The sequence below is a fragment of the Mycolicibacterium mageritense genome, assembly GCF_010727475.1.
GTDB lineage: Bacteria > Actinomycetota > Actinomycetes > Mycobacteriales > Mycobacteriaceae > Mycobacterium > Mycobacterium mageritense.
On the sequence record NZ_AP022567.1, the window covers coordinates 4430016 to 4456774 of the forward strand.

General features: G+C 68.7%; 26 protein-coding genes. 19 read left to right on the top strand and 7 right to left on the bottom strand.

Annotated features, from left to right (window positions below):
• The first annotated feature begins 62 nt into the window (after positions 1 to 62).
• Positions 63 to 785 carry a TetR/AcrR family transcriptional regulator gene (locus G6N67_RS21240; protein WP_036429101.1) on the top strand — a complete coding sequence of 241 codons (723 nt, stop codon included), beginning with the start codon at positions 63 to 65 and terminating at the stop codon, positions 783 to 785.
• Here the strand turns inward: G6N67_RS21240 and G6N67_RS21245 are convergent.
• From G6N67_RS21245 to G6N67_RS21255, 3 genes are all read right to left on the bottom strand, one after another.
• Positions 771 to 2273, bottom strand: a complete 1503-nt coding sequence (locus G6N67_RS21245; protein WP_036429100.1) for an ArnT family glycosyltransferase — start codon at positions 2271 to 2273, stop codon at positions 771 to 773. The two genes, G6N67_RS21240 and G6N67_RS21245, sit on opposite strands and share 15 nt — an antisense overlap.
• Entirely contained in the window at positions 2270 to 2902 is a 633-nt protein-coding gene (locus tag G6N67_RS21250; RefSeq protein ID WP_036429099.1) for a TetR/AcrR family transcriptional regulator, read from the bottom strand. The genes G6N67_RS21245 and G6N67_RS21250 overlap by 4 nt, the downstream gene beginning before the upstream one ends.
• A gap of 118 nt (positions 2903 to 3020) precedes the next feature.
• Positions 3021 to 3722, bottom strand: a complete 702-nt coding sequence (locus tag G6N67_RS21255; RefSeq protein ID WP_036429098.1) for a TetR/AcrR family transcriptional regulator — start codon at positions 3720 to 3722, stop codon at positions 3021 to 3023.
• A 54-nt stretch (positions 3723 to 3776) separates the two neighbouring features.
• Between G6N67_RS21255 and G6N67_RS21260 the strand changes: the two genes are divergently transcribed.
• On the top strand, positions 3777 to 4442 hold the full coding sequence (locus G6N67_RS21260) for a DUF2306 domain-containing protein (RefSeq protein ID WP_081812404.1): 666 nt from the start codon (positions 3777 to 3779) through the stop codon (positions 4440 to 4442).
• Here G6N67_RS21260 and G6N67_RS21265 read toward each other — a convergent pair.
• Positions 4425 to 4970, bottom strand: a complete 546-nt coding sequence (locus tag G6N67_RS21265; protein WP_036429096.1) for a TetR/AcrR family transcriptional regulator — start codon at positions 4968 to 4970, stop codon at positions 4425 to 4427. The two genes, G6N67_RS21260 and G6N67_RS21265, sit on opposite strands and share 18 nt — an antisense overlap.
• An 89-nt stretch (positions 4971 to 5059) precedes the next feature.
• Between G6N67_RS21265 and G6N67_RS21270 the strand changes: the two genes are divergently transcribed.
• The 4 genes from G6N67_RS21270 to G6N67_RS21285 all read left to right on the top strand — a co-directional run bounded on the left by G6N67_RS21270 (position 5060) and on the right by G6N67_RS21285 (position 10344).
• A complete protein-coding gene (locus tag G6N67_RS21270; protein WP_110798331.1) occupies positions 5060 to 6283 on the top strand; it encodes an MFS transporter in 1224 nt (407 codons plus the stop codon).
• 127 nt (positions 6284 to 6410) lie between these two features.
• The gene (locus G6N67_RS21275) at positions 6411 to 8762 is read left to right on the top strand and encodes a sulfatase-like hydrolase/transferase (protein WP_036429095.1); all 2352 of its coding nucleotides are present in this window, start codon (positions 6411 to 6413) and stop codon (positions 8760 to 8762) included.
• Positions 8762 to 9463: a hypothetical protein gene (locus tag G6N67_RS21280; RefSeq protein ID WP_036429094.1), complete on the top strand. Its 702-nt coding sequence runs from the start codon at positions 8762 to 8764 to the stop codon at positions 9461 to 9463. The genes G6N67_RS21275 and G6N67_RS21280 overlap by 1 nt, the downstream gene beginning before the upstream one ends.
• A 5-nt stretch (positions 9464 to 9468) precedes the next feature.
• Positions 9469 to 10344 carry a formylglycine-generating enzyme family protein gene (locus tag G6N67_RS21285; RefSeq protein WP_036429093.1) on the top strand — a complete coding sequence of 292 codons (876 nt, stop codon included), beginning with the start codon at positions 9469 to 9471 and terminating at the stop codon, positions 10342 to 10344.
• Here G6N67_RS21285 and G6N67_RS21290 read toward each other — a convergent pair.
• Together G6N67_RS21290 and G6N67_RS21295 are read right to left on the bottom strand one after the other, a co-directional pair.
• Positions 10282 to 11007, bottom strand: a complete 726-nt coding sequence (locus G6N67_RS21290) for a YoaK family protein (RefSeq protein WP_230022123.1) — start codon at positions 11005 to 11007, stop codon at positions 10282 to 10284. The two genes, G6N67_RS21285 and G6N67_RS21290, sit on opposite strands and share 63 nt — an antisense overlap.
• Positions 11008 to 11019: 12 nt before the next feature.
• Positions 11020 to 12579 carry a hypothetical protein gene (locus tag G6N67_RS21295; RefSeq protein ID WP_036429091.1) on the bottom strand — a complete coding sequence of 520 codons (1560 nt, stop codon included), beginning with the start codon at positions 12577 to 12579 and terminating at the stop codon, positions 11020 to 11022.
• 371 nt (positions 12580 to 12950) lie between these two features.
• Between G6N67_RS21295 and G6N67_RS21300 the strand changes: the two genes are divergently transcribed.
• Positions 12951 to 14318, top strand: a complete 1368-nt coding sequence (locus G6N67_RS21300; RefSeq protein ID WP_036429087.1) for an MFS transporter — start codon at positions 12951 to 12953, stop codon at positions 14316 to 14318.
• Here the strand turns inward: G6N67_RS21300 and G6N67_RS21305 are convergent, their stop codons facing one another.
• Positions 14319 to 15986: a PucR family transcriptional regulator gene (locus G6N67_RS21305; RefSeq protein WP_036429085.1), complete on the bottom strand. Its 1668-nt coding sequence runs from the start codon at positions 15984 to 15986 to the stop codon at positions 14319 to 14321.
• 182 nt (positions 15987 to 16168) lie between these two features.
• Between G6N67_RS21305 and G6N67_RS21310 the strand changes: the two genes are divergently transcribed.
• The 12 genes from G6N67_RS21310 (at position 16169) to rplX (ending at position 26758) form a co-directional block, all read left to right on the top strand.
• Complete coding sequence (locus G6N67_RS21310; RefSeq protein ID WP_036429084.1) at positions 16169 to 16621, top strand: GlcG/HbpS family heme-binding protein; 453 nt, start codon at positions 16169 to 16171, stop codon at positions 16619 to 16621.
• 125 nt (positions 16622 to 16746) lie between these two features.
• The gene (locus G6N67_RS21315) at positions 16747 to 17466 is read left to right on the top strand and encodes an iron-containing redox enzyme family protein (RefSeq protein ID WP_036429082.1); all 720 of its coding nucleotides are present in this window, start codon (positions 16747 to 16749) and stop codon (positions 17464 to 17466) included.
• A 34-nt stretch (positions 17467 to 17500) separates the two neighbouring features.
• Complete coding sequence (locus tag G6N67_RS21320) at positions 17501 to 17854, top strand: Rieske (2Fe-2S) protein (RefSeq protein ID WP_036429081.1); 354 nt, start codon at positions 17501 to 17503, stop codon at positions 17852 to 17854.
• Positions 17851 to 19077 (top strand): NAD(P)/FAD-dependent oxidoreductase, encoded by a 1227-nt coding sequence (locus G6N67_RS21325; protein WP_036429079.1) that lies wholly within the window; start codon positions 17851 to 17853, stop codon positions 19075 to 19077. Before G6N67_RS21320 ends, G6N67_RS21325 begins: the two co-directional genes overlap by 4 nt.
• Entirely contained in the window at positions 19074 to 20516 is a 1443-nt protein-coding gene (locus G6N67_RS21330; protein WP_036429078.1) for an aldehyde dehydrogenase family protein, read from the top strand. Before G6N67_RS21325 ends, G6N67_RS21330 begins: the two co-directional genes overlap by 4 nt.
• Before the next feature lie 12 nt (positions 20517 to 20528).
• The gene (locus G6N67_RS21335) at positions 20529 to 20882 is read left to right on the top strand and encodes a Rieske (2Fe-2S) protein (RefSeq protein ID WP_036429077.1); all 354 of its coding nucleotides are present in this window, start codon (positions 20529 to 20531) and stop codon (positions 20880 to 20882) included.
• Positions 20879 to 22480 carry a gamma-glutamyltransferase family protein gene (locus G6N67_RS21340; protein WP_229478633.1) on the top strand — a complete coding sequence of 534 codons (1602 nt, stop codon included), beginning with the start codon at positions 20879 to 20881 and terminating at the stop codon, positions 22478 to 22480. Before G6N67_RS21335 ends, G6N67_RS21340 begins: the two co-directional genes overlap by 4 nt.
• Positions 22470 to 22895: a RidA family protein gene (locus G6N67_RS21345; RefSeq protein WP_036429074.1), complete on the top strand. Its 426-nt coding sequence runs from the start codon at positions 22470 to 22472 to the stop codon at positions 22893 to 22895. The genes G6N67_RS21340 and G6N67_RS21345 overlap by 11 nt, the downstream gene beginning before the upstream one ends.
• Positions 22896 to 23055: 160 nt before the next feature.
• Positions 23056 to 24546, top strand: coding sequence for a hypothetical protein (locus G6N67_RS21350; protein ID WP_036434393.1), 1491 nt, complete (start codon positions 23056 to 23058; stop codon positions 24544 to 24546).
• The gene (locus G6N67_RS21355) at positions 24543 to 25901 is read left to right on the top strand and encodes an amidase (protein WP_036429072.1); all 1359 of its coding nucleotides are present in this window, start codon (positions 24543 to 24545) and stop codon (positions 25899 to 25901) included. Before G6N67_RS21350 ends, G6N67_RS21355 begins: the two co-directional genes overlap by 4 nt.
• Positions 25902 to 26071: 170 nt before the next feature.
• Positions 26072 to 26440 (top strand): 50S ribosomal protein L14, encoded by a 369-nt coding sequence (rplN, locus tag G6N67_RS21360; RefSeq protein ID WP_018601827.1) that lies wholly within the window; start codon positions 26072 to 26074, stop codon positions 26438 to 26440.
• Positions 26441 to 26758 carry a 50S ribosomal protein L24 gene (rplX, locus tag G6N67_RS21365; protein ID WP_036429070.1) on the top strand — a complete coding sequence of 106 codons (318 nt, stop codon included), beginning with the start codon at positions 26441 to 26443 and terminating at the stop codon, positions 26756 to 26758.
• Position 26759: the final 1 nt, after the last annotated feature.

Genomic DNA, 26759 nt, shown 5'->3' on the forward strand with positions numbered 1-26759 from the left:
TGACACAGCAGCGCCGCAAAATGGGTCAAGGGTGTTGACGTAAGGGTTGAAAGGCGGCGCGGATGGGTCGGACTCTCAAATCGCAGTCGCCACGAACCCGGCGGCGCTCGACCAAGCAGGGCGTCGTGCTGTCCGAGCAGCTCATCGTCGAGACGGCGCTGCGGGTTCTGCAGTACCACGGCGCTGCGGGGCTGACCGTGCGACGGCTCGGTACCGCTCTCGGCGCGGACCCGACGGCTCTGTACCGCTACTTCCGGAGCATCGAGGACGTCATCCTGGCCATCACCGACGAGCTCCTGCGTCGGGTGGTCGAGGACTGGCAGCCGACCGGTCGCTGGCGAGAGGACATGCGGGATCTCGGTCTGCGCGTGCATCGCGTCTACCTCGAACACCCGCAGGCCGGGGTGCTGGCCGCGAGCCGGGTGACCGGCGGAGCTCACGAGATCTCCGTCATCGAGACGGTTCTGGGGTTACTGCGCTCGGCAGGCTTTTCCGAGCGGGAGGCGGTCGACGTCTACCACGCCTTCATCGACCAGATGCTGGGGTTCGCGGCGCTGGACGCGGCTTTCGAGGCACTGCCCGCCGAGCACCAGAAGCGCGACGACGACAAGTGGCGTGACACCTACGCGCAGCTGCCCGCCGAGACGCACCCGAACATCTCGGCCACCAGCCGCCTGCTCGACGAGTCGATGCGGCGCAGTGCGTGCGAATCGGCGCTGGATCTCCTGCTCGACGGCATTGCCGCGCGGCTGAATTCACGCCGCGCCGGATCAACCGAGTCGTAGCAACGACGGCCAGACCTGCGACCACGGCAGCAGCGGTCCCGTGCACTTCCAGATCGTCACATCCCTGGTCACACCGGGGTATCCGAGTCGCGCATCGACCCGCCCGACCGGCTGCACGTGAGCACACACCGTGTTGGCGGTGTCGGGCCGCTGGTCGACGAACAACGCGGTGGTCGCGGAATCCGGTGGCGCGCCGAAGTATCCCCACCCGCGGCTGGGCGAGTACACCGCGGGCAGGTAGCCGTCGCGGTAGTTGTCCAGAGCGCTTGCCTGCCAATAGGAATCGGCGATGACGACGGCGTGGTCCTGCTCGTCCGGGCTGAGCGCACGGTAGGCCTGAGCGGTGGCAGCGCTCAACTCGCTCCAGCCGAACTTGCCGTACAGCAGGATCGACATGCCCTGGCCCTCGGGTGCGGGCGGCAGGTCACGTTCCTGCTGCCACGGCAGGCTCCACACCGCGAGCGCGATCGAGGCGCACACCAGCGGCACGGCGGCGATGCGCTGCCAGCGCCGGGTGTCGCGCGTCAGCCATACCGCGCCTGCGGCCATGGCCACCGGCAGAACGCCCGCGACGTAGTAGGGCCGGCCGCCGAGCGCGATGAACACGGCGAAGAGCAACAGCACCACCAGGCCGAGGAATCGATACGCACGCAGCGATTCCGAGCGCAGCAACGCCCACACGCCGCAGCCGACGAGCACGGTGCCGAGCAGGCCTGCGACGAACATCGCCGACGGGATGAACAGCAGCCGACCGCCGACGAAGTCGCTCTCGGCCGCGACCACACTGCCCATCGACACCTGCGGCCAGTCGTGGCGGTGCTGCCACCCCAGGCTCGGCAGCGCGGTCACCGCAACGATGGCCGCTCCCAGCCAGAACGCTCTGCGCCGCAACAACTCTCGCGGGCCGACGGCCAGCACCGCGAGCACGACCGTCAGCCAGAAGAACGGGATCAGCCACTTCACCTGGAACGCCACGGCAGTGACCAGGAAGGCCCAGATCAGCACCGAATCTCGCCGGGTTCGTGTCCACCGCACCACAAGCCAGGTGATCACGACCCACAGCGCGACGTCGATCACGTTGGTGGACAGCTGCGAACCCTGGACGAGAAGAAACGGCGACGTCGCGTACCCGGCCGCGGCCAAAAGTTGCGCCGCGCGGGTGCCGCCCAGCTCCCGGGTGATCAGGGCGGTGACGACGATCGCGCCCGCGGTGGCTACGACTGCCGGGAGTCGCAGCACGAACAGGGAACCGGGCGCGACGGCGTCCATCGCGTGTGCGATCAGCGGCACCAGCGGCCCCTGGTCGGCATATCCGAACGACAACCGGCGTCCGGCCGACACGAAGTACAGCTCGTCGCCGAAGAAGCCGTACCGGCCCAGGAACGCCTGGAGGGCGACCGATCCGAGCGCGGCGATCGCCGCGACGCCGGTGACGGCGAAGCGCGGCGGGGTCCGGACCGCGGTGTCGTCGAGCGTGGACGTGCTCACGGCTGACCACCGTTCGCGGTGGCCGCGTCGAACAACCGGATCAGTGCCGATGTGTACGCCGCGACGTCGAAGTCGGGTTCACGGACCGCGCGGCCGGCGATGCCGTCGATGCTGTCGCGGATGAGCTTGGCCGTCACGGTCGGGTCGAACTCGCCGAATTCGCCCGCCCGTTGGCCGTCGGTCAGCAGCTCGACCAGCGGGGCGATCATGTCGTCCTCGTTGCCGGTGTTGATGAACGTGAGTGCGCCGTCGGCGTTGCGCAGGTTGAGTGCCACCTCCATCATCGCGGCGACGAACGTGCGGTTGGCGTCGATGAACGCGAGGTTGGATTCGATGTAGGCGCGCAGCTTGTTTCGCGAACCGTCGGCCGCCTCGACGAACGGTTTCATGTATTCGGCACCCGAGACGAAGAGCTGGATGACGACCTGCGTCATGAGGTCGTCCTTGCCGTCGAAATGGTAGGAGATGACGCCTTTGGAGATCCCGGCGTGCTTGGCGATCCGGGCCAGCGACGCGTTGGCATAGCCGCCCTCGGCGAGCACCTCCACCGCCGACGCGAGGATCTGGCGGCGCCGGGCCTCCTCGATGAACGACCGCCGTTGGCCATCCGGACTATTTTCTGGCCGCATGGTCAAAAATTAGCACACGTGGGCACCGGTCCCATGCGCGAGCAGACGCAGAAGCACCCGAAATCGCGCGATCAGGGGTACCGGACTGTCTGCTCGCGAGGGAACGTGCGAGGCAAAGTCACCCGGCCTTGGCGGCGATGCCGTCGAGCAGTTGGCCGAGGCCGGAGTGGAACTCGGTCAGCGGGCTGTCGTCGGACTGGTCGAACGCGCCCGCGTCGATGGCGGCGGCCAGCGCGGGGAAGCGGGCCGGTTCGACCAGGCGGCGCAGCAGAGCCGGGTAATCGCTGTCGTCGACCCCGCGCGCCTCGATGGCCAGCCCGGCCGAACCTCGCGTGAAGACCAGCACGGCGATGACAGCGGCGAGTTTCTCGCGTTCGGTCAGTGCGGTGCCCGACAGGGTGTTCAGGCCGGCGTCGAGCCAGGCCAGCTGACCGGGATCGGTGGGTGGCCCGGCGGACGCGGTCTGGAGGATCCACGGGTGGCGGTGATAGACGTTCCACAGCTCGAGCGCCCAATTGGTCAGTGCGCCACGCCAATCCGTTCCTTCGGGCGCCGACGGCGGCGGTCCGGGCCCGGTGGCGAGCATGAAGGTCACCAACTCGTCCTTGTTGGCCACATGGCGGTAGAGCGACATCGTGCCGCACCCGAGCCGCTCGGCCAGCCGCGCCATGGACAGTGCGGCAAGGCCGTAGGTGTCGGCCAGTTCGACGGCAGCCTCGACGATCGCCTCGCGGGTCAGTCCACGGGACCGGCGCGGTGCCGGATCCTGCTGCCAGAGCAGGCGCAGCGCGCGGGGGAGAGGAGGGTGGGGGCTGGTCATCAACGTCAGGGTAAACCAGTGACAGCCAGATGCGTATGACGTACCCTCATGCGTATGGCATACGCATCAGGGCGGTCGACGCGGCTCGCCGCCGGTCTTGCGGTGGTCGTAACGGTATTCCTGGCATATTCGCTGCCGCCGTATCTCACCGGCGGCACTCGGGTGCCCGCCACGTTCGGGTTGCACTACCCCCTGCTCGTCGCGCACGTACTGCTCGCGAGCGTCGCGATGGTGGGAGCGGTCGTGCAGATCTGGCCGGGCCTGCGGCGTCGCCACCCGACGCTGCACCGGCGCACGGGACGCGTCTACGTCGCGACCGCGATCCCGGCGGCCGGGTGCGCGATGGTGATCGGGGCCGCGACCCCGTTCGGCCCCGTGCTGGCGGTCAGCAACGTGGCGCTCGCGGCACTGTGGCTCTGGTTCACCGTCGACGGCTTCGTCGCCGCGCGGCAGCGCCGGTTCGGCGCACACCGGCGCCAGATGCTGCGCAGTGCGACCCTGGCGCTGTCGATCATCACCAACAGGATCTGGACACCCGTGCTGTTCGTCGCATGTGAGCCGTTGCGCGACAGCATCTTCGGCGGCAACGAGGAACGTTTCATGTGGGCCGTGGCAGGCGTGGGCGCGTGGCTGGGCTGGACGGTTCCGCTGCTGGGGCTGCAGTTGTGGCTGCGGCGGCGGCCGGCAGAGGTCAGGGCCCGGTCATCGATCGGAGTGTGAGGTCGCCGTGATCCGGTCGATCACGGCAAGCAGTCCGTCGTCGTGGTCGGTCGTTGCCAGGTGGCCGCCCAGCGCGCGATGCAGCGCGGAGAAGTAGAGGCCGTCACCGATGAGCTTGACCGCGCGCGCGACGTCGCGATCACCCAGGGTCTCGTGTAGCACGTTGAGCCAATCGGCGGATACGGACTCGATGACGGTCCGCGCCCGAGCGTCGCCGGCCTGCTGCAGGCGCGACACCGCCACCACTGCCCGGTCGAGGGGTGTGCCCGCGTAGTGCGAGGTGCGGATGTAATAGCGGGCGGGCCCCTCGGGTGCGGTCCGCATCTCTTCGACGTCCTCGGCGGCCAGGGTCAGCAGACGGTCGCACATTGCCTCGGCGAGGCGGTCCTTCGACGGAAAGTGGTAGAGCAAACCGCCTTTGGACACGCCGGCTTTTGCGGCCACCGCGTCGAGGGTGGCGTACCGCTCGCCTTCGACGGCGAGCAGATCCTCGTAGGCATCGAGGATGCGGTCCCGCGACGAAGCCATCCCCAGAGCTTACGACAGCCGCCACGAACTGTACCGTCTGGACGGTATAGTCAGCGTCGGTCACATTTGATCGGCTGAGGGAGTGGGTGATGCGGGCGTATCGCGACGTGGTCCGGACTCCGGGTGTGTTGAACGTGACTGCATCGCAGTTGTTCGCGCGCCTGCCGCTGGGCATGCTCAACCTCGCAATCCTGCTGCACGTGCAGTCGAGGACCGGTTCCTACGCGCTGGCCGGTGCCGCGGTCGCGTGTGTGAGCGTCGGGGAGGCGGTGGCGACGCCGGTGACCGCCCGGGTCGCCGGCCGTGCCATGGTGGCGACGCTCGTGATCGCGGCGCTGGCGAACGGCGCCGCCATGGTGGCTCTCGCATTCGCCAGTACCGCCCCGATCGTGCTCCTGGCCCTCGGCCTGCTGATCGGCGCGTCGGTGCCGCCGCTGATGCCGGTGGTGCGGGCGTTGTACCCGCAGTTGGTGTCTCGCGACGGCGTGCGTGCATTGTTCGCGCTCGACACCACTGCGCAGGAGCTGATCTGGGTGGTCGGCCCGGTGGCCGCGACCTTCCTCGCATCCGCGTACGCGACGGCCGTCCCGCTGATCGCATCCGCGGCGGTGACGATCGTGGGCACCGGCTGGTTTCTGCTGAGCGCCAAGCACCTTCGGCCGCCGGTGACCGCCAGAGCCGCGGCATTCGGCCGGGTGATGGCCAACCGGGCAGTCATCCTCGCCATGGTCGCAAGCCTCGCGCTGGTCGCGTCGTACATGGCCCTTGAGGTCGGTATCGTCGCCCTGCTCGGCCGCACTGGCGTCACCGCGGGACTCGCGATCGCCGCGGCCAGTGTCGGGTCTGTGATCGGCGGCTTGGCGTTCGGGCACCGCCGATTTGGGCTCGCCGGCCTCGTCGCGGCATTGGCGATCGTGGCGATCGGCACCACCGGGTTCGGCCTCGTCGACAGCCTCGCCCTGCAGTTCTGCGCGTTGTTCATCTCGGGCCTGGGGTTTGCGCCGGCCATGTCCGCGCTCTACATCATGGTGTCCGCGGAAATCGCCGACCATGCCGCGACCGAGGCGTTCGGCTGGCTCAACAGTGCCGCACTGGTGGGCGGGGCCGCGGGTACGGCCGTGGCCGGTGTGGCGGCCGACGCGCACGGCGCGTCAGGACCGGTCGTCGTGTCGGTGGTGTTGGCGGCGGTCGCGGTGATCAGCCCGATCGTCGCTCGGTTGAGCGGTCCGCTGCGCGGTCTGTCCGACGAAGCGGGCGCACGACCCGACGGGGACGAGAACCTGTGTACGTCCACCGCCAATCCCGAGGCTTGACTTCGGCTTTGCCGGGCCGGTGCGTTGTCGGGCTCGTCAGTTTTCCCGTCGGCAAACCCCGTGCGGGTGTACTCTCCGGGCGTTCGCCCACATCGGCGGCGATCCACCGATCGGGATGAGGTTCGCAATGGCTACCGGGTTCAACGGGAAGATCGAACTGGACATCAGGGACTCCGAAGCGGACTGGGGCCCATACGCCGCCCCGACAGCTCCGCAGGGCGCGCCCAACGTGCTGTACCTGGTGTGGGACGACACGGGCATCGCCACGTGGGACTGCTTCGGCGGCCTGGTCGACATGCCTGCCATGAGTCGCATCGCCGAGCGCGGCATCCGGTTGTCCCAATTCCACACCACCGCACTGTGCTCGCCCACGCGGGCGTCGTTGCTCACCGGCCGTAACGCGACCACTGTCGGCATGGCCACCATCGAGGAATTCACCGACGGGTTCCCGAACTGCAACGGCCGGATCCCGTTCGACACCGCATTGCTGCCGGAGGTGCTCGCCGAATCCGGGTACAACACCTACTGCGTCGGCAAGTGGCACCTGACACCGCTGGAAGAGTCGAATCTGGCTGCCACGAAACGGCATTGGCCGTGTTCGCGGGGCTTCGAACGGTTCTACGGGTTCATGGGCGGCGAAACCGACCAGTGGTACCCGGATCTGGTGTACGACAACCATCCGGTGGACCCGCCAGCCACTCCTGAGGAGGGCTACCACCTGTCGAAGGATCTGGCCGACAAGACGATCGAGTTCATCCGCGACGCCAAGGTGATCGCGCCCGACAAGCCGTGGTTCACCTATCTGTGCCCGGGCGCGGGGCATGCTCCGCATCATGTGTTCAAGGAGTGGGCCGACCACTACGCCGGCCGGTTCGACATGGGCTACGAACGCTATCGGGAGATCGTGCTCGAGAACCAGAAGAGGCTCGGCATCGTGCCACCCGACACCGAGCTCTCGCCCGTCAACCCGTACTCGGATGTCAAGGGGCCCAACGGGGAACCGTGGCCCGTTCAGGACACCGTGCGGCCGTGGGAGACGTTGTCCGACGACGAGAAGCGGTTGTTCGCCCGCATGGCCGAGGTGTTCGCGGGATTCCTGTCCTACACCGACGCGCAGATCGGCCGGATCCTCGACTTCCTCGAGGAGTCAGGCGAACTCGACAACACGATCATCGTGGTGATCTCCGACAACGGTGCCAGCGGCGAGGGCGGCCCCAACGGTTCGGTCAACGAGACGAAGTTCTTCAACGGTTACATCGACACCGCGGAAGAGGGGCTGAAGTTCCTCGATCGGCTCGGCGGCCCGCAGACCTACAACCACTACCCGATCGGGTGGGCGATGGCGTTCAACACGCCCTACAAACTGTTCAAACGCTATGCGTCGCACGAGGGCGGCATCGCCGATACGGCGATCATCTCGTGGCCCGACGGGATCAGCGCGCACGGCGAGGTCCGCGACAACTACGTCAACGTCTGCGACATCACGCCCACCGTGTACGACCTGCTCGACATCACCCCGCCCGCCACGGTCCGCGGCATCGCGCAGAAGCCGCTCGACGGCGTCAGTTTCAAGGTGGCGCTGGAGAATCCGACCGCACCGACGGGCAAGGAGACCCAGTTCTACACCATGCTGGGGACGCGTGGCATCTGGCACAAGGGCTGGTTCGCCAACACCGTGCACGCCGCAACCCCGGCCGGCTGGTCGCATTTCGACGCCGACCGCTGGGAGCTCTTCCACATCGAGGCGGACCGCAGCCAATGCCACGACCTGGCCGCCGAGCATCCCGACAAACTCGAAGAGCTCAAGGCGCTGTGGTTCGGCGAGGCCGCGAAGTACCACGGGCTGCCGCTGGCCGACCTCAACATCTTGGAGACCATGACCCGGTGGCGTCCGTACCTGGCCGGTGAGCGCGCGACCTACACGTACTACCCGCACACTGCCGAAGTCGGTCTCGGCGCGGCCGCCGAATTGCGCGGGCAGTCGTTCAAAGTGCTCGCCGAGGTCAGGATCGACAGCGCCGACGCCCAGGGCGTGTTGTTCAAGCAAGGCGGTGCGCACGGTGGCCACGCGCTCTACGTCGCCGACGGCCGGCTGCACTACGTCTACAACTTCCTCGGTGAACACGAACAGGTGCTGTCATCGCCGGACTCGATTCCGTTGGGCCATCACATCTTCGGTGTCCGCTTCAACCGGACGGGCACGGTCGAGGGCAGCCACACGCCGGTCGGTCCGACCACGCTGTTCATCGACGGTGTGCCGGTGGCCGAATTGCCCGACATGCACACGCATCCGGGAATGTTCGCGCTGGCCGGCGGCGGCATCGCCATCGGCCGCAACACCGGATCGGCGGTGTCCCAGAGCTACCGGGCGCCGTTCGCGTTCACCGGTGGGGAGATCGATCGGGTCACCGTGGACCTGTCCGGAGAACCGTACGAGAGCGTCGAAGCCCAGCTGGCCCTGGCCTTTTCGAAAGACTGATGAACCGCGTCCGAAGGGCCACCATACTGCTGCTGTGCCTGGCGGCCGCCGGGTGCACGCGGACCAGCGGCGATGTGGCGGTCACCGCGAGCACCACGACCACCAGCCCGGTCGAGACCACCGTGACCGCGACGGTGACCTCGACCGCCGAACGCATACCGACCACGAACCCACCGCCGGGCATCGCCGAAACCACGCACACCGAGTTGCCGCCGGACGCCGTCACGTGCGCGCCGACGGCAGCGCCCGCGGCGTCGATCACCACGCAGGTGGCCGACCCGCAGGCGCCCCGGGTCACGGTCGCGATCCCGGACGGCTGGACGCCCGGACCGGCAACGGGTGACGTGGGCGCTCGCCTGAGCGGCCCGAACGGCATGTTCGCGACCGTGACCGTCAGCCGCACCGACCTCGACCCGGCGGCCGCGTTCACCGAATATGCCGACCGGATCGTCGCGCGCGCCGCGGTCAGCAGTGTGAGCATCCTGCCGGCCGAACTGTGCGACTACAGCGGCCAGAAGCTCATGGGCGGCTGGTCGAACACTCCGCAGGACGCCGTCGAGTACCGGGACCGGCTTGTCCACATCTGGACAGCCGGCCCGGCATATCTGGTCGCGGTGCATGTCCAGGCCCCGGGCCGGACCGCGGAGTTCGACGCCGCGGCCGCGCCACTGATCGCCGACTTCGGGGTCCGCATACCCTGAGACACATGCTGACCGAACTGGTCGAGATTCCCGGCGGTGCGTTCCGGATGGGTTCCACGAGCTTCTATCCGGAGGAAGTTCCGGTGCACACCGCTACAGTCGATGCGTTCGCGATCGAGCGACATCCGGTCACCACGGCGCAGTTCGCCGAATTCGTCGCGGCCACCGGATATGTCACGGTCGCCGAACGGCCGATGGACCCCGCACTGTACCCAGGCGTGGCGGCGGAGGATCTGCTGCCCGGCGCGCTGGTGTTCCGGCCGACCGACGGACCCGTCGATCTGCGGGACTGGCGGCAGTGGTGGGACTGGGCGCCCGGTGCCGACTGGCGCCACCCGTTCGGGCCCGACCGCGACCCGGCCGCGCCGGACCATCCCGTCGTACAGGTCGCCTACCCCGACGCCGTCGAGTACGCCGCGTGGGCCGGGCGACGGCTGCCCACAGAAGCAGAGTGGGAGTACGCCGCGCGGGCAGGAGCCGACGGCACCTACGCGTGGGGCGACGAGGTCACGCCCGGGGGCCGGCTGATGGCCAACACGTGGCAGGGCCGGTTCCCGTATCAGAACGACGGCGCGCTGGGCTGGTTCGGCACGTCCCCGGTCGGCACCTTCCCGCCGAACGGCTTCGGTCTGGCCGACATGATCGGCAACGTGTGGGAGTGGACGACGACGCGGTTCTCGGCCCACCACCAACGCGGCGCAGCACGATCCGCGTGCTGCCCGCCGCCGGCCGGCGATCCTGGCGTGAACCAGACTCTCAAGGGCGGGTCACACCTGTGCGCCCCCGAGTACTGCCACCGGTACCGGCCCGCCGCGCGGTCACCGCAATCGCAGGACAGCTCGACCACCCACATCGGGTTCCGCTGCGTCGAGAGCCGCTGATTTCTCCCGCAATCCGACCTGGCCTGCGATCACCACCAGACACGTGAGCGCGGCCGCCAGCCCGAGTGGCACTGCGATGTGCAGGCGCAGCAGCACCGCACCCGCGACAGCGCCGAGGAAGATCACCACGATGGCCGCGAGCCGGCGGTTTCCCAGCGCGCCGCGCATTCCGCGCGGCCAGGTTTCGCCGGCCAGGCTGGCCAGGGTCGAGGTCACCACGACGGTCGTCATGTCCTTGACCGCAAGGGCCCGCGCCACCATGGCCTGCTGGCCCATCACCGCCGCGATGGCGGTTGCGATGACGACTTGTTCGGTCGCGGTGGGGTTCTCGGCCCCGGCCGCGACAGCCACCGTGAGTGCCAGCAGCACCGCCGCGCCGAGAGTGAGCAGCGTGGTGATGCGGGTGTCCCAGCCGGACGACGTGCGGCGGCGCACGGCCATGCCCGCTGCCAGTGCGCCCGCGGTGAACCCCGCGAGTGCGATGGCGGGGCCCAGCACGGGCAGATCGTCGGCACCTGCGACACCCATACCGAGGATCACGATGTTGCCGGTCATGTTGCCCGTGAAGACGCGGTCGAGGCCGAGGTAACCGACCGCGTCGACGATGCCGGTGACGAACGTCAATGCCAGTGTCGCACCGAGCTCGACGTGAGAGCGATTCAACCGCACCATATTTCAGAAGACGATGATCGCGACGACAGTGGCCAGCACCAACCCGGTCATCACGGGCAGGAAGCACTTGCGCGCGAGGGTCAGCACGGGCACCCGCGCGAAGCCCGCGACCGCCACCAGAGACGACCAGGCGACCAGGGTGCCGCCGCCGGACCAGATGTTGCCCATCTGGCCGATCGCGGCCAGGGTCGAAGGGTCCATGTCGACGACCGGGCCGAGCGCACCCGAAAGCGAACCCGTCAGCGGCAGCCCGGAAAAGCCCGAACCTTCAAGCCCCGCAATGAGTCCGACGAACAAAACCGCGAACGACGTGACGACCGGATTCGGCGAAAGGTGGGACTGGGCGGCGGTGATGAGGTCGAACAGGAACGCCGGGCCCTTGGCGTCGGCGGGCATCCCGAGGATCGCCGCGGAGAAGTCACCGTTGCCGATGAAGAAGAACCCGGCGATCGGCAACACGATCCCCATGGCCTTGAACGCGAACACCAGCCCGTCCACGACATGCTGCGACGACGTCTCCAGGAAGTTGCGTTTGTCGTTGGTGGCCGACGCCGCGAACAGCAGCAGCGCCGCGAGCCCGCCGACGATGGCCGCCGCATCCCCGCCCTTGAGCGGCGGCACGACGCTGGTGAACTTGCCCAGCAGCAGGTAGACGATGAACGCGAAGTACACCAGCGGCACCAACACCGCGAAAACCTTTGCCGCCAAGTTCTTCTGCGGCTCTCGGGGATCCTCGACCGGATCCGCCAGGACGACGGTCGCGGTGGCAGTCGCGGTGGAACCATCGGTCAGGACCGGTTCCGGCAGCGGTGCGGGCGGCGGGCTCGGCACGGCCGCCGAACCCCCATCGGACGGGGCGTCGTCGTCATCTCGACGCCGGTCCGCGGCGTCCTCCCACTCCTTGAGCAGTTCGGGCGACGGGTGGCGCCAGGTGCGGCGCTGCACGACATAGGTGATGACGAGCGCCGTCAGGCCCACGACCAGCGACAGCACCATGGCCTTGTCTGCCACGGCGTCGGCGTCGACCCCCGCGGCCTTGGCCGAGATGCCGGGCGCCACCTTGATGATGTAGTCCGAGGACAGTGCCATGCCCTGGCCCGAGATCGCGATCACCATGCCGACCGACAGCGGTGCCAGACCCGCGCGGATCGCGACGGGTATGAGCACCGCGCCGACCAGGGGCACCGCAGGCGTCGGCCAGAAGAACAGCGAGATCACGTACGTGACGATCGCCAGCACGATGAAGCTGCTGGTGCCGGCACGCATGACCCGGCGAAACGGCGTGACCATCATCCGGTCGGCGCCCATTTCCCGCAGCGCCCCCAGCATCGCCGTCACGATCGCGATGATCAGGAAGATGTTGAACAGTTCTTTGGCCGCGGTGAGGCTGGCGTTGAAGATCGAGGACAGGCCCGTGATGAGGCTTCCGGAGAACGCCCAGGCCGTCATGAGTGTTGCGGTGACCGCAGGCACGACGATGTTCTTGCGGATTGCCATCGTGATGAGAATGACGACGATGCCCGCAAGGTAGATCCAGTGTGCCGCGGTGAGATGGGTGTCCAATTCGGGACCTCTCGTTGAACTGCTGGTGGGCTGTGCAGTCGATGGTGGAATGTTCGGCGTGGTCACGACCTGGGTCAACGACAACAGTGCACATCCGGAACTGCCTCACCATGTGCAATATGTTCCGAACTTGTCGGTGGCATATCGCCCGGTTTCCGTGACGTAACGTTTCGCCGCGACAGCGCGCGGTGGACCAGCCCGCTTGTGCATGTTGTCCAGATCCGGGCGCGCAGGACTGTGCACCATCGCCCCGCCGGATTTCCCAATCGGCCGTGCGCGGGTGAGACAGTGCTTGGTGCGGGTCGTGAGCGCGTGGCAAACGCCATGGCTCATACCGCAATTCGCCGGATTCCAGATTGGGAACACGAAGCATGACCGATGTTCGAAGCGCCGGGCCGCCGGGCCGCGCGCTGGACGATGGCACACCGCTGGGGTTGGCAGCGCTGCTGGCGGGAACAGTGGTGGGCACCCTCAGCAACAACGTCGTCAACGTCCCGCTGAACGCGATCATCGACGAGTTCGGCGCTCCACTCGGCAACGGGGTTTTCGTCGTCGTCGGCTTCCTGGTCTGCTTCGCCGCGACGATACCGCTGGCAGGCTGGTTCGGGGACCGATTCGGGCGCAGACGCGTGTATTGCGCAGCGCTGCTCGCGACGGCGGTCTGTGCCGTCGGCGCGGCGACCGCGCCGACGTTGCCGCTGCTGATCGCGTGGCGATCCGCAGGCGGTGTCGCCGCCGCGGCGTTCGCCCCCGCGGTCATGGGCCTGATCGCCTGGATGTTCTCGGGGCAGTCACGAGGCAGGGCCATGGGTGCCTGGGCGTCGGCCAACGGCATCGGCCAGGCGATCGGGCCGAGCCTGGGCGGCCTGGTGGCCGACCACTGGGGCTGGCGGTGGGTTTTCGTGCCGCTCGTGCCGGTGGCGCTGGCGGGCTTCCTCGGCACCCTGCGTTACGTGCCGCGCTATCCCGGAACCAGGATGCCGTTCGACCTCGCGGGCGCATCCGCGCTGACGATCGGTTCGGCGCTACTCATGCTCGGGCTGGCCGTGGTGCCACAGCCCGACGTCACGGCCTGGTTCGCGCTCGGCGTCGTGGTGCTCGCGGTCGTCGTACTCGCGTGGTTCGCGTGGCACTGCACCCGCATTCCGAACCCGTTCGTCGACGTGCGGCTGGTGACCGAATCCCGGTTCGCCCGCAGCTGCGCGGCGGCGTTCGCCCAGATGTTCTGTCTCGGTGCGGCTTTGCTCGCCGTCCCGCTGTATCTGGTCGGCAAGTCGGTGTCGATATCGGCCGCGGGCCTCGTGTTGTTCACGGTGCCCGCGGCCATGGCGATCCTCGGTCCTGGTGTGGGACGTTGGCAGGACCGGTTGGGTCCGCGGCGGGTGCTGCGCACCGGCCTGGTGCTGCTGCTGGCCGCCCAGGTCGGGCTGGCCGTCACGGTCGCGCAGCACCGGTTGCTGCTGCCCGCCATGGTGGCTGTGCTGGTGGCCGCCGGGGTCGGTATCTCGCTGGTTCAGACGCCCGCGGCGACCGGCGCGACGCGCTCACCCGCGGGTGAATGCGGCACCGGGCTGGGCCTTTTCAATCTGGTCCGATTCGGTGGCTCGGCGTGTGGTGCGGCGTGGGTCGCGGTGGCCTTGGAAACCGGCGGCTATCCGCTGGTGTTCGTCGCGTGCGCGGTGATGGTCGCACTGGGGCTGGCCGGGTCGTTTCTCGGCCCCGACCCCGCGCCGGTGTGATCAGCGGAAGCTGGCCTCCCGGTCGATCGCCGAGCGCACTTCGTCGAGGAGGTCGAGGCGGATCGCGAGCCACACCGTGAACTGGTTCTCGGGAACCTTGATGTCCATGCCCAGCAGCCGTGACACCCGGTCCAGCTTGGCGAGCATGGTGTTGCGATGCACGTTGAGCACGCGTGCCGTCGCGTTGACGTTGCCGCCCTCGGCCAGATACGTGCTCAAGGTCTCCAGCAGGTCGGGGGCAGAGCGTAACGGCCCCAACACATCCCGGACCAACTGGCGGCTTTCCTGCGTTTCGGCCACCTGGGCCAGCACTGTGAAACCACGCAGTTCCTGGTACGAGGTCGGGCCTGTGCGGTGCAGCCGACGGGCAATGCCGAGCGCGACCCTGGCCTCGCGATAACTCTCCCTGACCTCGCCGGCACCGCACGCGGGCCGGCCGTAGGCCACCGGTTCCCGCAGCCCACGGCGCCGTTCCAGCTCGACCGACATCGCGCGGGCATAGTCGGTCATCTCTTCGCGCATCGCCGCGCCGTCCTCGCTGCGCAGCGTCCGCACGACCACCAGAACGTCGCCGATCACCGTGACATACGCGTTCACCGACGGGTGTGGTGCGACACCGGCCGCGTAGCGCGCTAGCCGGACCATGCTCGCGGTCGGGTTGTCCACGCGGCGGGGCAGGACGCCCGGTGCGACGAAAACGCCGAACCGCGAATCGAGTTCGATGTCGTGATGCTCGGCGCGGGCCCGCATGTCGTGCTCGCTGGAGAAGCTGCCGTGCACGAGGGCCTGCACGAAATCTCCGCGCGCGCGTTCCTCGGCTTCGTCGACGCTGCGTTGCCGCAGCATCTCCGAGCCGACGATGGCGGTGGCCTGCTCGGTCAGCACCGCGTACCGGGCCAGGTCATGGTGACCGGGTTCGGCCGTCGGAACGAGGATCACGACCCAGCCCTCGAACGACTTGCCGAGCCGGATGGCGCTGGCCACGCACGTCCACACGCTGTCGTGCAGGCCCGTCACCGGCTGGATCCGGGTGTCGTGCCCGTCGGACCGCCGCTCGGAGGCGGGCAGATCGGTCGCGAGCATCTCGCTGACCGAATCGGCCAGCGGCGCCAGCACATCGGGGGTGACGCCGTTGCAGGCCACCACGTGCCCGCGGGCGTCGAGCGCAACCGCCGGATTGCGCGCCAGGTTAGACACCTCGCGCACCAGGATCTCCAGTCCGGCGCCGCGGTGGAACAGGCCCGCGAGCGACGCGTGCACATGCGTCGAGTAGCGCATGACGTGGACTTCCTGGCTGAGCGCGCGTTCGGCGAGCAGCCGGTTCAGCGCGGCGAACCCGACCGGGATGCCGAACTCGATGACGATGAGCCCCTCGGGCGGGTGACCGAGATCGGCCGGGATCGCGCCGTCCACCAGCAGGGTCGTGGCGCCGCGCGCGATGAGCGCCGACAGCGCGGCACCGTTGCCGACCAAGGACTCGGGCCGCGCGTAGACCGCGACCGCGTCGAGCGGATCATGTTGTGTCAGAACCTCGTTGAGCGGAAGCACCCAGCTCAACTCGACGCCGAGGCGGTCGGCGCCCGCGACCACGCGGGCACCCGACATGAGCGACTCGTCGAGCAGCCCCGCAACGGTCATGCGTTCGCTGTCGGTCGGTGTTGCCGCCATGTCGCACCTCGCGTCTCGTGCCGTTCTGTATCGATTACCGGACTCGTCGGCACAGACACCATGTGCAATGTAACCCGGTTCGGCCGTCAATTCAGGTCATATTAGCCATCCCGCTGTGATCCTGCCGTTGATAGACATGCCTCGTCAGCCGATTACGACTGCCGCGAGAGAGCGAGACACCAATGCACCGAATTCACCGCATAACCCTCGACGACGCGTTGCCGCTGCTGGCCGCGGGCCGCGCCAAGGCCGAGGAGATCGGCGTCAAGCAGACCCTGTGCATCTGCGATGACGGAGGCAATGTCCTTGCGCTGCACCGGTTGCCGGGTGCGCGCCTCACGGGTGTGGACATCGCCATCGCCAAGGCGTTCACCGCAGCGGGACACGAGCGCGCGACGCATCTGTTCAACGAACCACCCAACGGGCCCGCGCTGCCCGGCAACGAAGCCTTCGGGATCAGCCACATGCTGCCGGGCAAGTTCGCGATCTTCGTCGGCGGCTTCCCGTTGGTGTTCGACGGCCAGATCGTGGGCGGTGTCGGGATCAGCGGCGGCAACGGCGAGCAGGACAAGGCCGTGGGGGCGGCGATCCTGGCGGAGTTCGAGGCGTTGACGGCCTCGGTCGCGCGGGCCTGAGGCGCCTGGGTTGTGCACCATGACCCGCTCGCAGGTGCGACGCCGGTGATTGTGACCATGGCCCGGCGCGTCGAATTCTAGCTAACCTCCTTGACACCCAAGCGATTTCACGAAAGGACACATCGATGACCCAGCTGCTCGGGCGCGACGAGTTTCGCGCCGAACTCGAGAACGCGATCAAGGGCCGTGAGGCCAAGAACGCATCGTTCTCCAAGGCGTGGGCCGAAGGAAAGCTGAGCAAGCAGCACTTCGCGCGGTGGGCCGAGAACCACTACCACTACGTCGGTCCGTTCGCCGACTATCTGGCCAACATCTACTCCAACACGCCTGACGAGTTCACCGGGGCAAAGGATTTCACGCTCCAGAACATGTACGAGGAGGAGCTGGCCGACATCCGCCACACCGATCTGCTGATCAAGTTCGGCGAGGCGTGCGGCACCACGCGGGAGCGCATCGAGGATCCGTCCAACATGAACGCCATCACGCGAGGTCTGCAGGCCTGGTGCTACGCGGTGTCACAGCGCGAGCATTTCGTGGTGGCCACCGCGGCGCTCGTGGTCGGGCTGGAATCGCAGGTGCCGAGCATCTACACCAAGCAGATCGTGCCGCTGCGTGAGGTTTACGGGTTCAGCGAGGACGAGATCGAGTTCTTCGACCTGCACATCACCTCCGACGTCGTGCACGGCGAACGCGGTTACCAGATCGTGCTCGACCACGCCGACACCCCGCAGCTGCAGCAGCGGTGCCTGCAGCTCGTGCGGTGGGGCGCCGAGATGCGGTTCTCCTACACCAAGGGTCTCTACGACTACTACGTCGCACCGGACCTGGAATCGGCGTCGGTCTGATCCTCTCCCGCCGCCTCGGCAGAAAGGTAGCGCCATGACCACGGACTGGGTTGCGGTGGCGAGCACCAAGGAACTCGGCCGCCGCCGCAAGCTGCGGGTCGAAGTCGACGGCCTGGCCATCGCACTGTTCGAGGCGGCGGGGCAGGTGTACGCCTTCGCCGACAGCTGCATCCACCAAGACCGCTCGCTGGCCAAGGGGACGCTGTTGCACGGCAAGGTGATCTGCCCGGGCCACCAGTGGCAGTTCGACCTGGAGACCGGATACGAGGAGAGCCAGGACCGCTGCCAACCCACCTATCCGGTCCGGGTCGAAGCAGGCACCGTCTACGTCAACCCGGGGACGAGCGCGGCGACAGCCGGGCGTGAACGAGAGGAAGCACAGGCATGACCGGCCGGACATTCGTCACCGTCGGGGCGGGGCAGACCGCCGCGGTGGCAGCCCGCACGCTACGCCGCCGCGGCTTCGACGGCCGCATCGTGCTGATCGGCGACGAGCCCCACGCGCCGTATCAGCGGCCACCGTTGTCGAAGGAGTTCCTGTCCGGCGCAGACACGTCGGACTCGCTGGAGATCCTGCCACCGCAGTGGCGGGCCGACAACGACATCGAGCTCTTGACGGGCACCGAGGTGGTCCGCGTGGATACGGCGGCGGGCCGTGTCGAACTGGCGCGCGGACCGGCGATCGACGCGGACGCGGTCCTGTTCGCCACCGGCGGGCAGCCCCGCCGACTGTCGGTGCCCGGGCCCCGACCCGACCTCGTGCACTATCTGCGCACGGTCGACGACGCCCGGCGGTTGCAGGCCGCCCTGGTTCCGGGGCGCCGGCTCGCGATCATCGGCGCCGGCTTCATCGGGCTCGAAATTGCCGCGACGGCAAGCACTCTGGGCGTCGACGTCACGGTTCTCGAGGTAGCCGCCGTGCCGCTGGCGGGTGTCGTCGGGCCGCGGGTGGGAGCCGAGATCGCCCGGGTCCACCGGGATCGCGGCGTGTCCGTCCGGGCGGGTGTGGCCGTCGACGCGCTGCACACCACCGTGGACGGCGTCGTCGTCACGTGTGCGGACGGCACCTCGGTCGCTGCCGATGCCGTCGTGGTCGGGATCGGCATCACGCCCAACACCGCCGTGGCGGCTGCCTCTGGGCTGTCGGTCGATGGCGGCATCGTGGTGGATGCTCAGGGCCGCACGTCGATTCCGAACATTTACGCGGCGGGCGACGTCGCGAGCCGCTATTCGGCGCGTGCCGGGCGCCATGTCCGACTCGAGCATTTCGACAACGCCAACCGGCAGGGCGCCGCCGTCGCCAACGCGATGCTGGGCCGCGAGGCCGTCAACGACGACGCCCCGTGGTTCTGGTCCGATCAGTTCGACCACAACCTCCAACTGCTCGGCGCGGCAACCACTGAACTCGTCGTCCGCGGCGACGTCGAGTCGTTCGACTTCAGCGCGTTCTATCTCGACGGCGACGTCTTGCGCGGCGTGTTCACCGTCGACCGTGGTGAAGACGTCATGGCCGGCCGCGAACTGCTCGGCCGCCGCGTCGAGCGTGCCGTGCTCGAAGACGAGGACACTGACCTGTGGGAACTGGTGGACACCGAGGAGGTCGCGTCGTGAACGTCACGGGAGCCAACTTCATCGACGGGCAGTGGCTGCCTGCCGCCTCCGGCAAAACCTTCGAACGGCGCAACCCGGCCGATCCGGACGACGTGATCGGCAACTTCCCGGCTTCCGACGCGACCGACGTCCGCACCGCGGTCGACGCCCTGGAGAAGGGCGCGGAGCAGTGGGCCGCCACCGCGCCCGAGCGCCGCGCCGCCATACTCGAAGCTGCTGCCACGCAACTCGAATCGCGTGCCGACTCACTGATCGCCGAGCTGGTCCGCGAAGAGGGCAAGACGATGGCCGAAGCCACGATGGAGGTCAGCCGGACACCGGCCAACCTGCGGTTCTACGCGGGTGAGGCGACGCGCGCCACCGGCTCGACATACCCCGCGGCGGGCGAGGGCCTGGTCTACACCAGGCGCGAGCCGGTCGGCATCGTCGCGGCCATCACGCCGTGGAACTTCCCGTTCAACATCCCGTCACGCAAGATCGGTCCCGCGCTCGCGGCCGGAAACCCCGTGTTGTTCAAGCCATCCGAGATCACCCCGCTCATGGGTCAGCGCCTCGTCGAGGCACTGCTGGAGGGCGGGCTGCCGCCCGCGGCCATCGCACTCGTGCAGGGTGACGGCACGGCAGGCGCCGCCGTCGCCGCGGAGCCACGGGTCGCGGCCGTGACGTTCACGGGCTCGACGCGAGTGGGCCGGTCGATACACCGCCAGGTCGGTCCCGACCGCCGCGTGCAGCTGGAGATGGGCGGCAAGAATCCTGTCGTGGTCGCCGCGGACGCGGACCTCGACGCCGCCGCCGCGCTCATCGTGAAAGGTGCATTCGGCCTGAGCGGCCAGGCCTGCACCGGCACGAGTCGCGTCGTCGCGCTCGACGCGGTCCACGATGCGCTGCTCGACCGGGTGGTGGCGAAAGCTCAGGCACTACAGGTCGGTCCGGGAAACGAGCCGGGCGTCAACATGGGGCCGCTGGCGAGCGCCGCTCAACTCGACAAGTTCCTGTACTACGTCCAGACCGGCGTCGCCGAGGGCGCGACCCTGCGCTGCGGCGGCACGACCATGGGCGATCGCGGGCACTTCGTGCGTCCCGCGGTGTTCGCGGATGCGCTGCCGTCCATGCGCATCGTCACCGAGGAGGTGTTCGGTCCGCTGATCGCCTTCCAGCGGGCCGCGTCCCTCGACGAGGCGATCGACCTGGCCAACGCGACGGAGTACGGCCTGAGCGCGTCGATCGTGACGGCGAACCTCGCTGTCGCAAGCCATTTCGCGCACCGGTCGAAAACCGGACTGGTCAAGATCAACCAGCCCACGACCGGCATGGCGATGAACGCGCCGTTCGGCGGCTACAAGGCCTCGAGCACCCAGACCTACAAGGAGCAGGCGGGTTCCACCCTCATGGAGTTCTACACGCTCGAGAAGACCGTCTACCTCACCCCCGCCGTCTGATCAGGAGTTGCAATGGAATTCATGCGAGTCGCCCGGTCCGGGCAGGTGCCCGAGGGCATGGTGCGGCGATTCTTCGCCGGCGATCACGAGTTCGCGGTGGCTCGCCTGAACGGCAAGGCCTACGCCACCTCCAACTACTGCACGCACCTGGACTGCCTGCTGTCGTCGGGGAAACTCGTCGACGACGGTATCGGATGTTCGTGCCACGGCAGCGCATTCGATCTCGAAACCGGGGAGCCGATCTGCCCGCCCGCCACCGTCGCCATAAAGACCTATCCGGTCGAGGAGCGCGACGGCGAGATCTTCGTCGGCGTGGAACCCGGTGAGATGCCTGCCGGGCCGCGCCGCAGGCGCAAAGGCGCATGATGGAGCACGCGGCGCGGCCTTCCGCATTGTCGGTCGGCGGGATGGTCAGCTCGAGCCATCCCGCGGCGAGCTTCGCCGGTGCCCGGGTGCTTGCCTGCGGCGGCAACGCGATCGACGCCACGCTCGCCATGGCGGCGACCACCTGGCTGGTCCTACCCGGCCAGTGCGGCATCGGGGGTGACGCATTCGCGGTGGTGCGCGAACCCGACGGGCGGGTGTGGACCGTCAACGGCTCCGGATTCGGCCCCGACGGCGGCAGCGCGCAGTTCTATCGGGACCAGGGCCTTTCGGCGATCCCGCTCTACGGACCACTGGCCGTCGCGGTGCCCGGGGCGCCCGCCGCGTTGGCCGCGCTGCATGCGCGCGGCGCGAGCATGGCGCTCGACGAGCTGTGGGAACCTGCGGCGCGGCTGGCCGAGACGGGCCTGCCGTGCTCGGCCAAAACGGCCGCGGATGTCCGGGAGGCGCTCACCGCGATCCGCACCGATTCGGGGCTGGAGTCCATATTCGCGCCCACCGGGGAGCCGGCCCGGATCGGGGACCGGCTCGGCCAGCCGGATCTGGCGCGCACGATCCGTCGCCTCGCGAAGGATCCGGCTGACTTCTACACCGGCGAGATCGCCGAGCGCGCGGTGTCGATGCTGCGCCGGGCGGGCGCACCGTTCAGCGGTGACGAGTGGGCCGCCGGTGCCGCGCTCGAGCCCGAGCCCGCGATCACGGGCAGCTACGCCGGCGCGACCATCCACCAGACCCCGCTGCCGACTCCCGGTTGGATGGTGCTGCACCAGGCGGCGCTGTGCGACGGTGTCGTCGGATTCGAGCCCTGGCTGGGCGCCGCGGCCATCGACCGCATGGCGCGCGCCGCGCGGCTGGCGTTCCAGGATCGTTTCGCGTTGTGCGGAAGCACCGCGCCGGGGGCCCGAGATGTGCTCGACCCGAACCGAATCGAGCAGCAGCGGCGTGCGCTCGCCGCGGCGACCGAGGACCGGCTGGCCTACACCGTGGCCGACGGGGACACCACCTGCACGGTCGCCGTCGACCACGAGGGACGCGCGGTCACCTTCATCCACTCGCTCGGGTTCACCTTCGGCGCGACCCTCACCGTGGGCGGCACCGGTGTCGTGCTCAACAACCGCCTCGGCCGCGGGGCGTACCTGATCCCGGACCACCCCAACGAGGTGGCCCCGCGGCGCAAACCCCTGCACACCCTCAACGCCTGGATCGCCACCGACGATGCGGGGGAGTTGCTCGCGCTCGGCAGCATCCCCGGCGGGGACGGCCAGGTGCAGTGGAACATGCAGCTCATCTCCCACCTGTTCGACCACGGACTCGACCCGGCCGGTGCGGTAGCCGCCCCCCGGTTCACGGTGTTCCCCGGCTCGGATGCCGACGTGGTCGGTGCACCTGACGAACTGCGCGTCGAAGCGCGGGTTCCCGAGGAGGTTCGCGACCAGCTGCGCTCTGCCGGGCACCGGATCGTCGTGCAGCCGTCGTGGGGGGCCGGCGGGAGCGCGCAGGTGATCTGCCGTGACGAACGCGGCGTGCTCAGCGGCGCGGCGGACCCCCGTCAAGAGGGGGTGGCGATAGGTGTCGACTGAGCTCAGTGCGCCGCCGCCGCAAGGCGACTACCGTCCCGCCGTCGAGCATGACGGCGTCGTCTACACCGCGGGCATGACACCACGCCGGGACGGGGAACTGGTGATGTCCGGCGTGGTCGGCGAATCGGTTTCGGCCGAGCAGGCATACGTGGCTGCCGGGATCGCCGCGGACAACGCGCTGGCTGCGGTGCGCTCGGTCGCGCCGGGTGTCCGGCGCGTGCGATGCCTGCGGATGACCGTTTACATCGCCTGTGTGCCAACGTTTCACGATCATTCGGCGGTGGCAGACGGAGCGTCGGCGGCGATCCGGGCGGCGTACGGTGACGACGCGTTGCCGGTGCGCGCCGCGATCGGCGTCGGATCCCTGCCGTCCGGTGCTCCGGTCGAAATCGATTTGATCGCAGCGGTTTCGTGATATGTGTGGTGGTCATGGTGCACAGTGAAGCTCACCGGCGAATGTGCGCAATTCGCGTTGTCCGGCCGTACACCGTGCACCAGAATCACGAGATCTGCTGAACACCACAACCTTACGTGAGCCGCAGACAGCCCGATCAACCGGATGGAAGGTGAAGCCGTTGTCCGCAGCCCACTGGGTCTACCTGCTCGGCCTTGTCGTACTGATCGGCACCGTGGTGGCCAAGAAGAACGTCATCGCACCCGCCTTGATCGCCACGTTCCTCACCGGCTTCGTCTACCAAGGCAGCTTCACCATGGGGCTGGGGGCGGTGTTCAACGCCTCGATCGCCGGAACACGTGAGCTGCTGCCGATTTTCATCATCATCGCGCTGGTCACCGCGATGCTCGGCGCGATGCGCGCGCTGGGCGCCGACACCGTCATGATCCGCCCGCTGCGCGGCCTGTTCCGCAACGGGCACATCTCCTATCTGGTGCTGGCGGTGGTGACCTTCCTGCTGTCGCTGGCATTCTGGCCCACACCCGTGCTGCCGCTGATCGCCGCGATCCTGCTGCCCGCCGCGGTGCGCGCCGGGCTCCCGCCGCTCGGTGCGGCCCTGGCGATCGCCATCGCCGGGCAGGGGATGGCGCTCAGCTCGGACTACATCATGGGTGTCGCGCCCGCACTGTCGGCCGAAGGTGCCGACGTGCCTGCCAGGCTGATCGCGGACCGCGCCACGATCATCGCGTTGATCGCCGGTGCCGTGGCGTTGGCCGTGGCCTACCTGCGCGATGTGCGCACCAAGATGAACGATCCCGACCAGAGCGCAGCGGTCACGTTGCCCATCGCGGACGCCGCAGAGCCGGTGCGAGACACGGGCGAGTCGGCCGGAAGCGGTGGCGGGGCGGCCGGAACCGCAACGGCCACCCTCGTCGCACCGGCACCGACCGCCACGCTCAAGCCTTCGCCGAAGGCCCTCGCGATCGCCATCGCGGTGCCCGTGCTGTTCGCCGCGCTGCTCGTGTTCATGCTGCTGGGCCGGTTCACCACGATCGTGCCCGACATCGACGAAGGGCTCGGGGCGCCTCTCGTCGGCGGCACCGCCGCGCTGGCCCTCGTCGCAATCTCGTTGCTGGCCAACCGGAAAGGCTGGCTCGACGACGTCGGCGGCCACTTCACCGAGGGCGTCGCGTTCTCCTTCCGCACCATGGGCATGGTGATACCGGTCGCCGGATTCGTCTACATCGGGCTAGCGGACTACTCGTCGGGCATCCTCGGTCTGCCCGACGACGCACACGCTCCCGCGTTCCTGTTCGATGCCGTCGGCGCCGTGCAACCCCACATTCCGCACGTTCCGGTGTTCGCGTCGTTCGCCATGCTGCTCGTCGGCATGCTGATCGGTCTGGACGGAAACGGTTGGCCCGGACTGCCGTTCACCGGCTCGCTGGCAGGCACCCTCGGTGACGGCCCGACCGACGTCGCGACGCTCGCCGCCATCGCGCAGAACGGCGCCAGCTGGACCGGCGGTGGCACGCTGGTGATCTGGTCGTCCCTGATCGTGGTCGCGGGGCTCACGGGCGTCTCGGTGGTCGAACTGGCGCGCCGATTGTTCCTGCCGGTGATCGCCGGGTTGGTGGTGGCCACCGCGATCGCGACGGTGGTCCTGCTGTGACCGGGGTCGTCGACATCGCCGATCTCGTCCGCTCCGGGGAGTTGGCCGCCGCCACGGTGACACAGGACGCACTGAACCGGATCGAGGAACGCAACAGCGCGCTCGGGGCCTTCGTACACGTGGACGCCGAATATGCCCTCGCGCGGGCACACGCGGTGGACCGCATGGTGGCGCACGGCGAGGATCCCGGCCCACTTGCCGGAGTGCCGTTGGGGGTCAAGGAACTTCATCCGGTCGCGGGCTGGCCGTACGCGATGGGCAGCCGGCTCTACGCCGATCGCGTCGCCGACCACACCTGCACGCTGGTCACGCGGGCCGTCGCGGCGGGCGCGATACCCGTTGGCCTCACGGCGTCACCGGAATTCGGGCGCGCCTCCTACACCGCGTCGGCGCTGCACGGGGTGACCCGCAATCCGTGGAACCCCGCGCTGACCCCGGGCGGGTCCAGCGGCGGGTCGGCGGCCGCGGTCGCCGCCGGAATGGTGCCCATCGCGACCGGCACCGACGGCGCGGGCTCCCTGCGCATCCCGGCGTCCTACTGCGGCTTGGTGGGCTTCAAGACCACCTATGGTCTGGTGCCCCGTGGCCCGCGCCATCGCGGCGCGGCCGACAACGACCACTACGGCGCCCTGACGCGCACGGTCCGTGACACCGCGCGGTTCCTGGACTGCGTGTGCGGCATCGACCCGTTCGACAGGGCGTCGCTGCCCGCGCCGGGCCGCTTCGAGGAGAGCCTCGGCGCCGACCTGCGCGGTCTGCGCATCGCCTTCGCCGCCGACCTCGGCAACGCACCGTGCGACCCACGGGTGGCCGAGGTCGTGGCCGCCGCGGCGGACAAGCTCGTCGCCGCGGTCGGCGCCGTCGTCGTGCCCGCGGACGTGCGGGTCGACGAGCAGTGCGGTGCGGCCTACCGGACGCTCTCGGCGCCCGACGTGTACGCCCAGCTGCGGGCCGCCCCGCGCGGGCGGGAACTTCATGCCACGCTGCGCGGCTACCTGGACGCGGCGACGAGCGTCGACGCCGACGCCCTCGCGGATGCCCACGAGACCCGGGCCCGGCTCGTGGCCACCCTCGCCGAGGCGTTCGAACGGTTCGACCTGCTGCTGACCCCGGCCACCCAGGTGCCCGCATTTCCCGCCGAGGGGCCGATGCCCACCGAGATCGCGGGCCGCCCCGTCGACCATTGGGGCTCGCTGGCCGTGACCTTCCCGTTCAACCTGACCGGTCAGCCCGCCATTTCGGTGCCTGCCGGTACGGTCGAGGGGGTTCCGGTCGGGCTGCAGATCGTCGGGCGGCGCCACGCCGATCTGATGGTGCTCGCGGCCGCGGCCGCGATGGAGGAGATCGGCCTCTGATCGGCTGATCGGCGGCAATTTTGTGCATCGCCGGTGCTCACCTACTATGTAGGGGTTGCCTTGGGTAGACCCTGGTTGGCTGCTGCCGGCCTCGCGTGCTCATAGGCGACAAGACCGCGCACGTCCAGGTCGGAATCTGGCGTGCATGAAAACCCAGGTCAGGAGATCGAGTGATTCAGCAGGAATCGCGGTTGAAGGTCGCCGACAACACGGGTGCCAAGGAGATCTTGTGCATCCGCGTGCTCGGTGGCTCGTCGCGACGCTATGCCGGCATCGGCGACATCATCGTCGCCACCGTCAAGGACGCCATTCCCGGCGGCAACGTCAAACGCGGTGACGTCGTCAAGGCCGTCGTCGTGCGCACCGTCAAGGAGCGCCGCCGTGCCGACGGCAGCTACATCAAGTTCGACGAGAACGCCGCCGTCATCATCAAGAACGACAACGACCCCCGCGGCACCCGCATCTTCGGGCCCGTCGGTCGCGAACTGCGCGAGAAGAAGTTCATGAAGATCGTCTCGCTGGCCCCGGAGGTGCTGTAAATGAAGGTGCACAAGGGTGACACCGTGCTGGTGGTCTCCGGCAAGGACAAGGGCGCCAAGGGCAAGGTCATCGAGGCCTACCCGGAGCGCAACAAGGTGCTGGTCGAGGGTGTGAACCGGATCAAGAAGCACACCGCCGTATCGCAGAACGAGCGTGGCGCGTCGTCGGGTGGCATCGTCACCCAGGAAGCCGCCATCCACGTCTCGAACGTGATGGTGGTCGATTCCGACGGCAACCCGACCCGCATCGGCTACCGCGTCGATGAGGAGAGCGGCAAGAAGGTCCGTGTCTCCAAGCGCAATGGCAAGGACATCTGAG

Excerpts from the sequence above, each read along its gene's own strand:
- G6N67_RS21240 (WP_036429101.1), top strand. The coding sequence starts at position 63 with ATGGGTCGGACTCTCAAATCGCAGTCGCCACGAACCCGGCGGCGCTCG.
- G6N67_RS21250 (WP_036429099.1), bottom strand. The coding sequence starts at position 2,902 with ATGCGGCCAGAAAATAGTCCGGATGGCCAACGGCGGTCGTTCATCGAG.
- G6N67_RS21255 (WP_036429098.1), bottom strand. The coding sequence starts at position 3,722 with ATGACCAGCCCCCACCCTCCTCTCCCCCGCGCGCTGCGCCTGCTCTGG.
- G6N67_RS21260 (WP_081812404.1), top strand. The coding sequence starts at position 3,777 with ATGGCATACGCATCAGGGCGGTCGACGCGGCTCGCCGCCGGTCTTGCG.
- G6N67_RS21265 (WP_036429096.1), bottom strand. The coding sequence starts at position 4,970 with ATGGCTTCGTCGCGGGACCGCATCCTCGATGCCTACGAGGATCTGCTC.
- G6N67_RS21270 (WP_110798331.1), top strand. The coding sequence starts at position 5,060 with ATGCGGGCGTATCGCGACGTGGTCCGGACTCCGGGTGTGTTGAACGTG.
- G6N67_RS21275 (WP_036429095.1), top strand. The coding sequence starts at position 6,411 with ATGGCTACCGGGTTCAACGGGAAGATCGAACTGGACATCAGGGACTCC.
- G6N67_RS21280 (WP_036429094.1), top strand. The coding sequence starts at position 8,762 with ATGAACCGCGTCCGAAGGGCCACCATACTGCTGCTGTGCCTGGCGGCC.
- G6N67_RS21285 (WP_036429093.1), top strand. The coding sequence starts at position 9,469 with ATGCTGACCGAACTGGTCGAGATTCCCGGCGGTGCGTTCCGGATGGGT.
- G6N67_RS21300 (WP_036429087.1), top strand. The coding sequence starts at position 12,951 with ATGACCGATGTTCGAAGCGCCGGGCCGCCGGGCCGCGCGCTGGACGAT.
- G6N67_RS21305 (WP_036429085.1), bottom strand. The coding sequence starts at position 15,986 with ATGGCGGCAACACCGACCGACAGCGAACGCATGACCGTTGCGGGGCTG.
- G6N67_RS21310 (WP_036429084.1), top strand. The coding sequence starts at position 16,169 with ATGCACCGAATTCACCGCATAACCCTCGACGACGCGTTGCCGCTGCTG.
- G6N67_RS21315 (WP_036429082.1), top strand. The coding sequence starts at position 16,747 with ATGACCCAGCTGCTCGGGCGCGACGAGTTTCGCGCCGAACTCGAGAAC.
- G6N67_RS21320 (WP_036429081.1), top strand. The coding sequence starts at position 17,501 with ATGACCACGGACTGGGTTGCGGTGGCGAGCACCAAGGAACTCGGCCGC.
- G6N67_RS21325 (WP_036429079.1), top strand. The coding sequence starts at position 17,851 with ATGACCGGCCGGACATTCGTCACCGTCGGGGCGGGGCAGACCGCCGCG.
- G6N67_RS21335 (WP_036429077.1), top strand. The coding sequence starts at position 20,529 with ATGGAATTCATGCGAGTCGCCCGGTCCGGGCAGGTGCCCGAGGGCATG.
- G6N67_RS21340 (WP_229478633.1), top strand. The coding sequence starts at position 20,879 with ATGATGGAGCACGCGGCGCGGCCTTCCGCATTGTCGGTCGGCGGGATG.
- rplX (WP_036429070.1), top strand. The coding sequence starts at position 26,441 with ATGAAGGTGCACAAGGGTGACACCGTGCTGGTGGTCTCCGGCAAGGAC.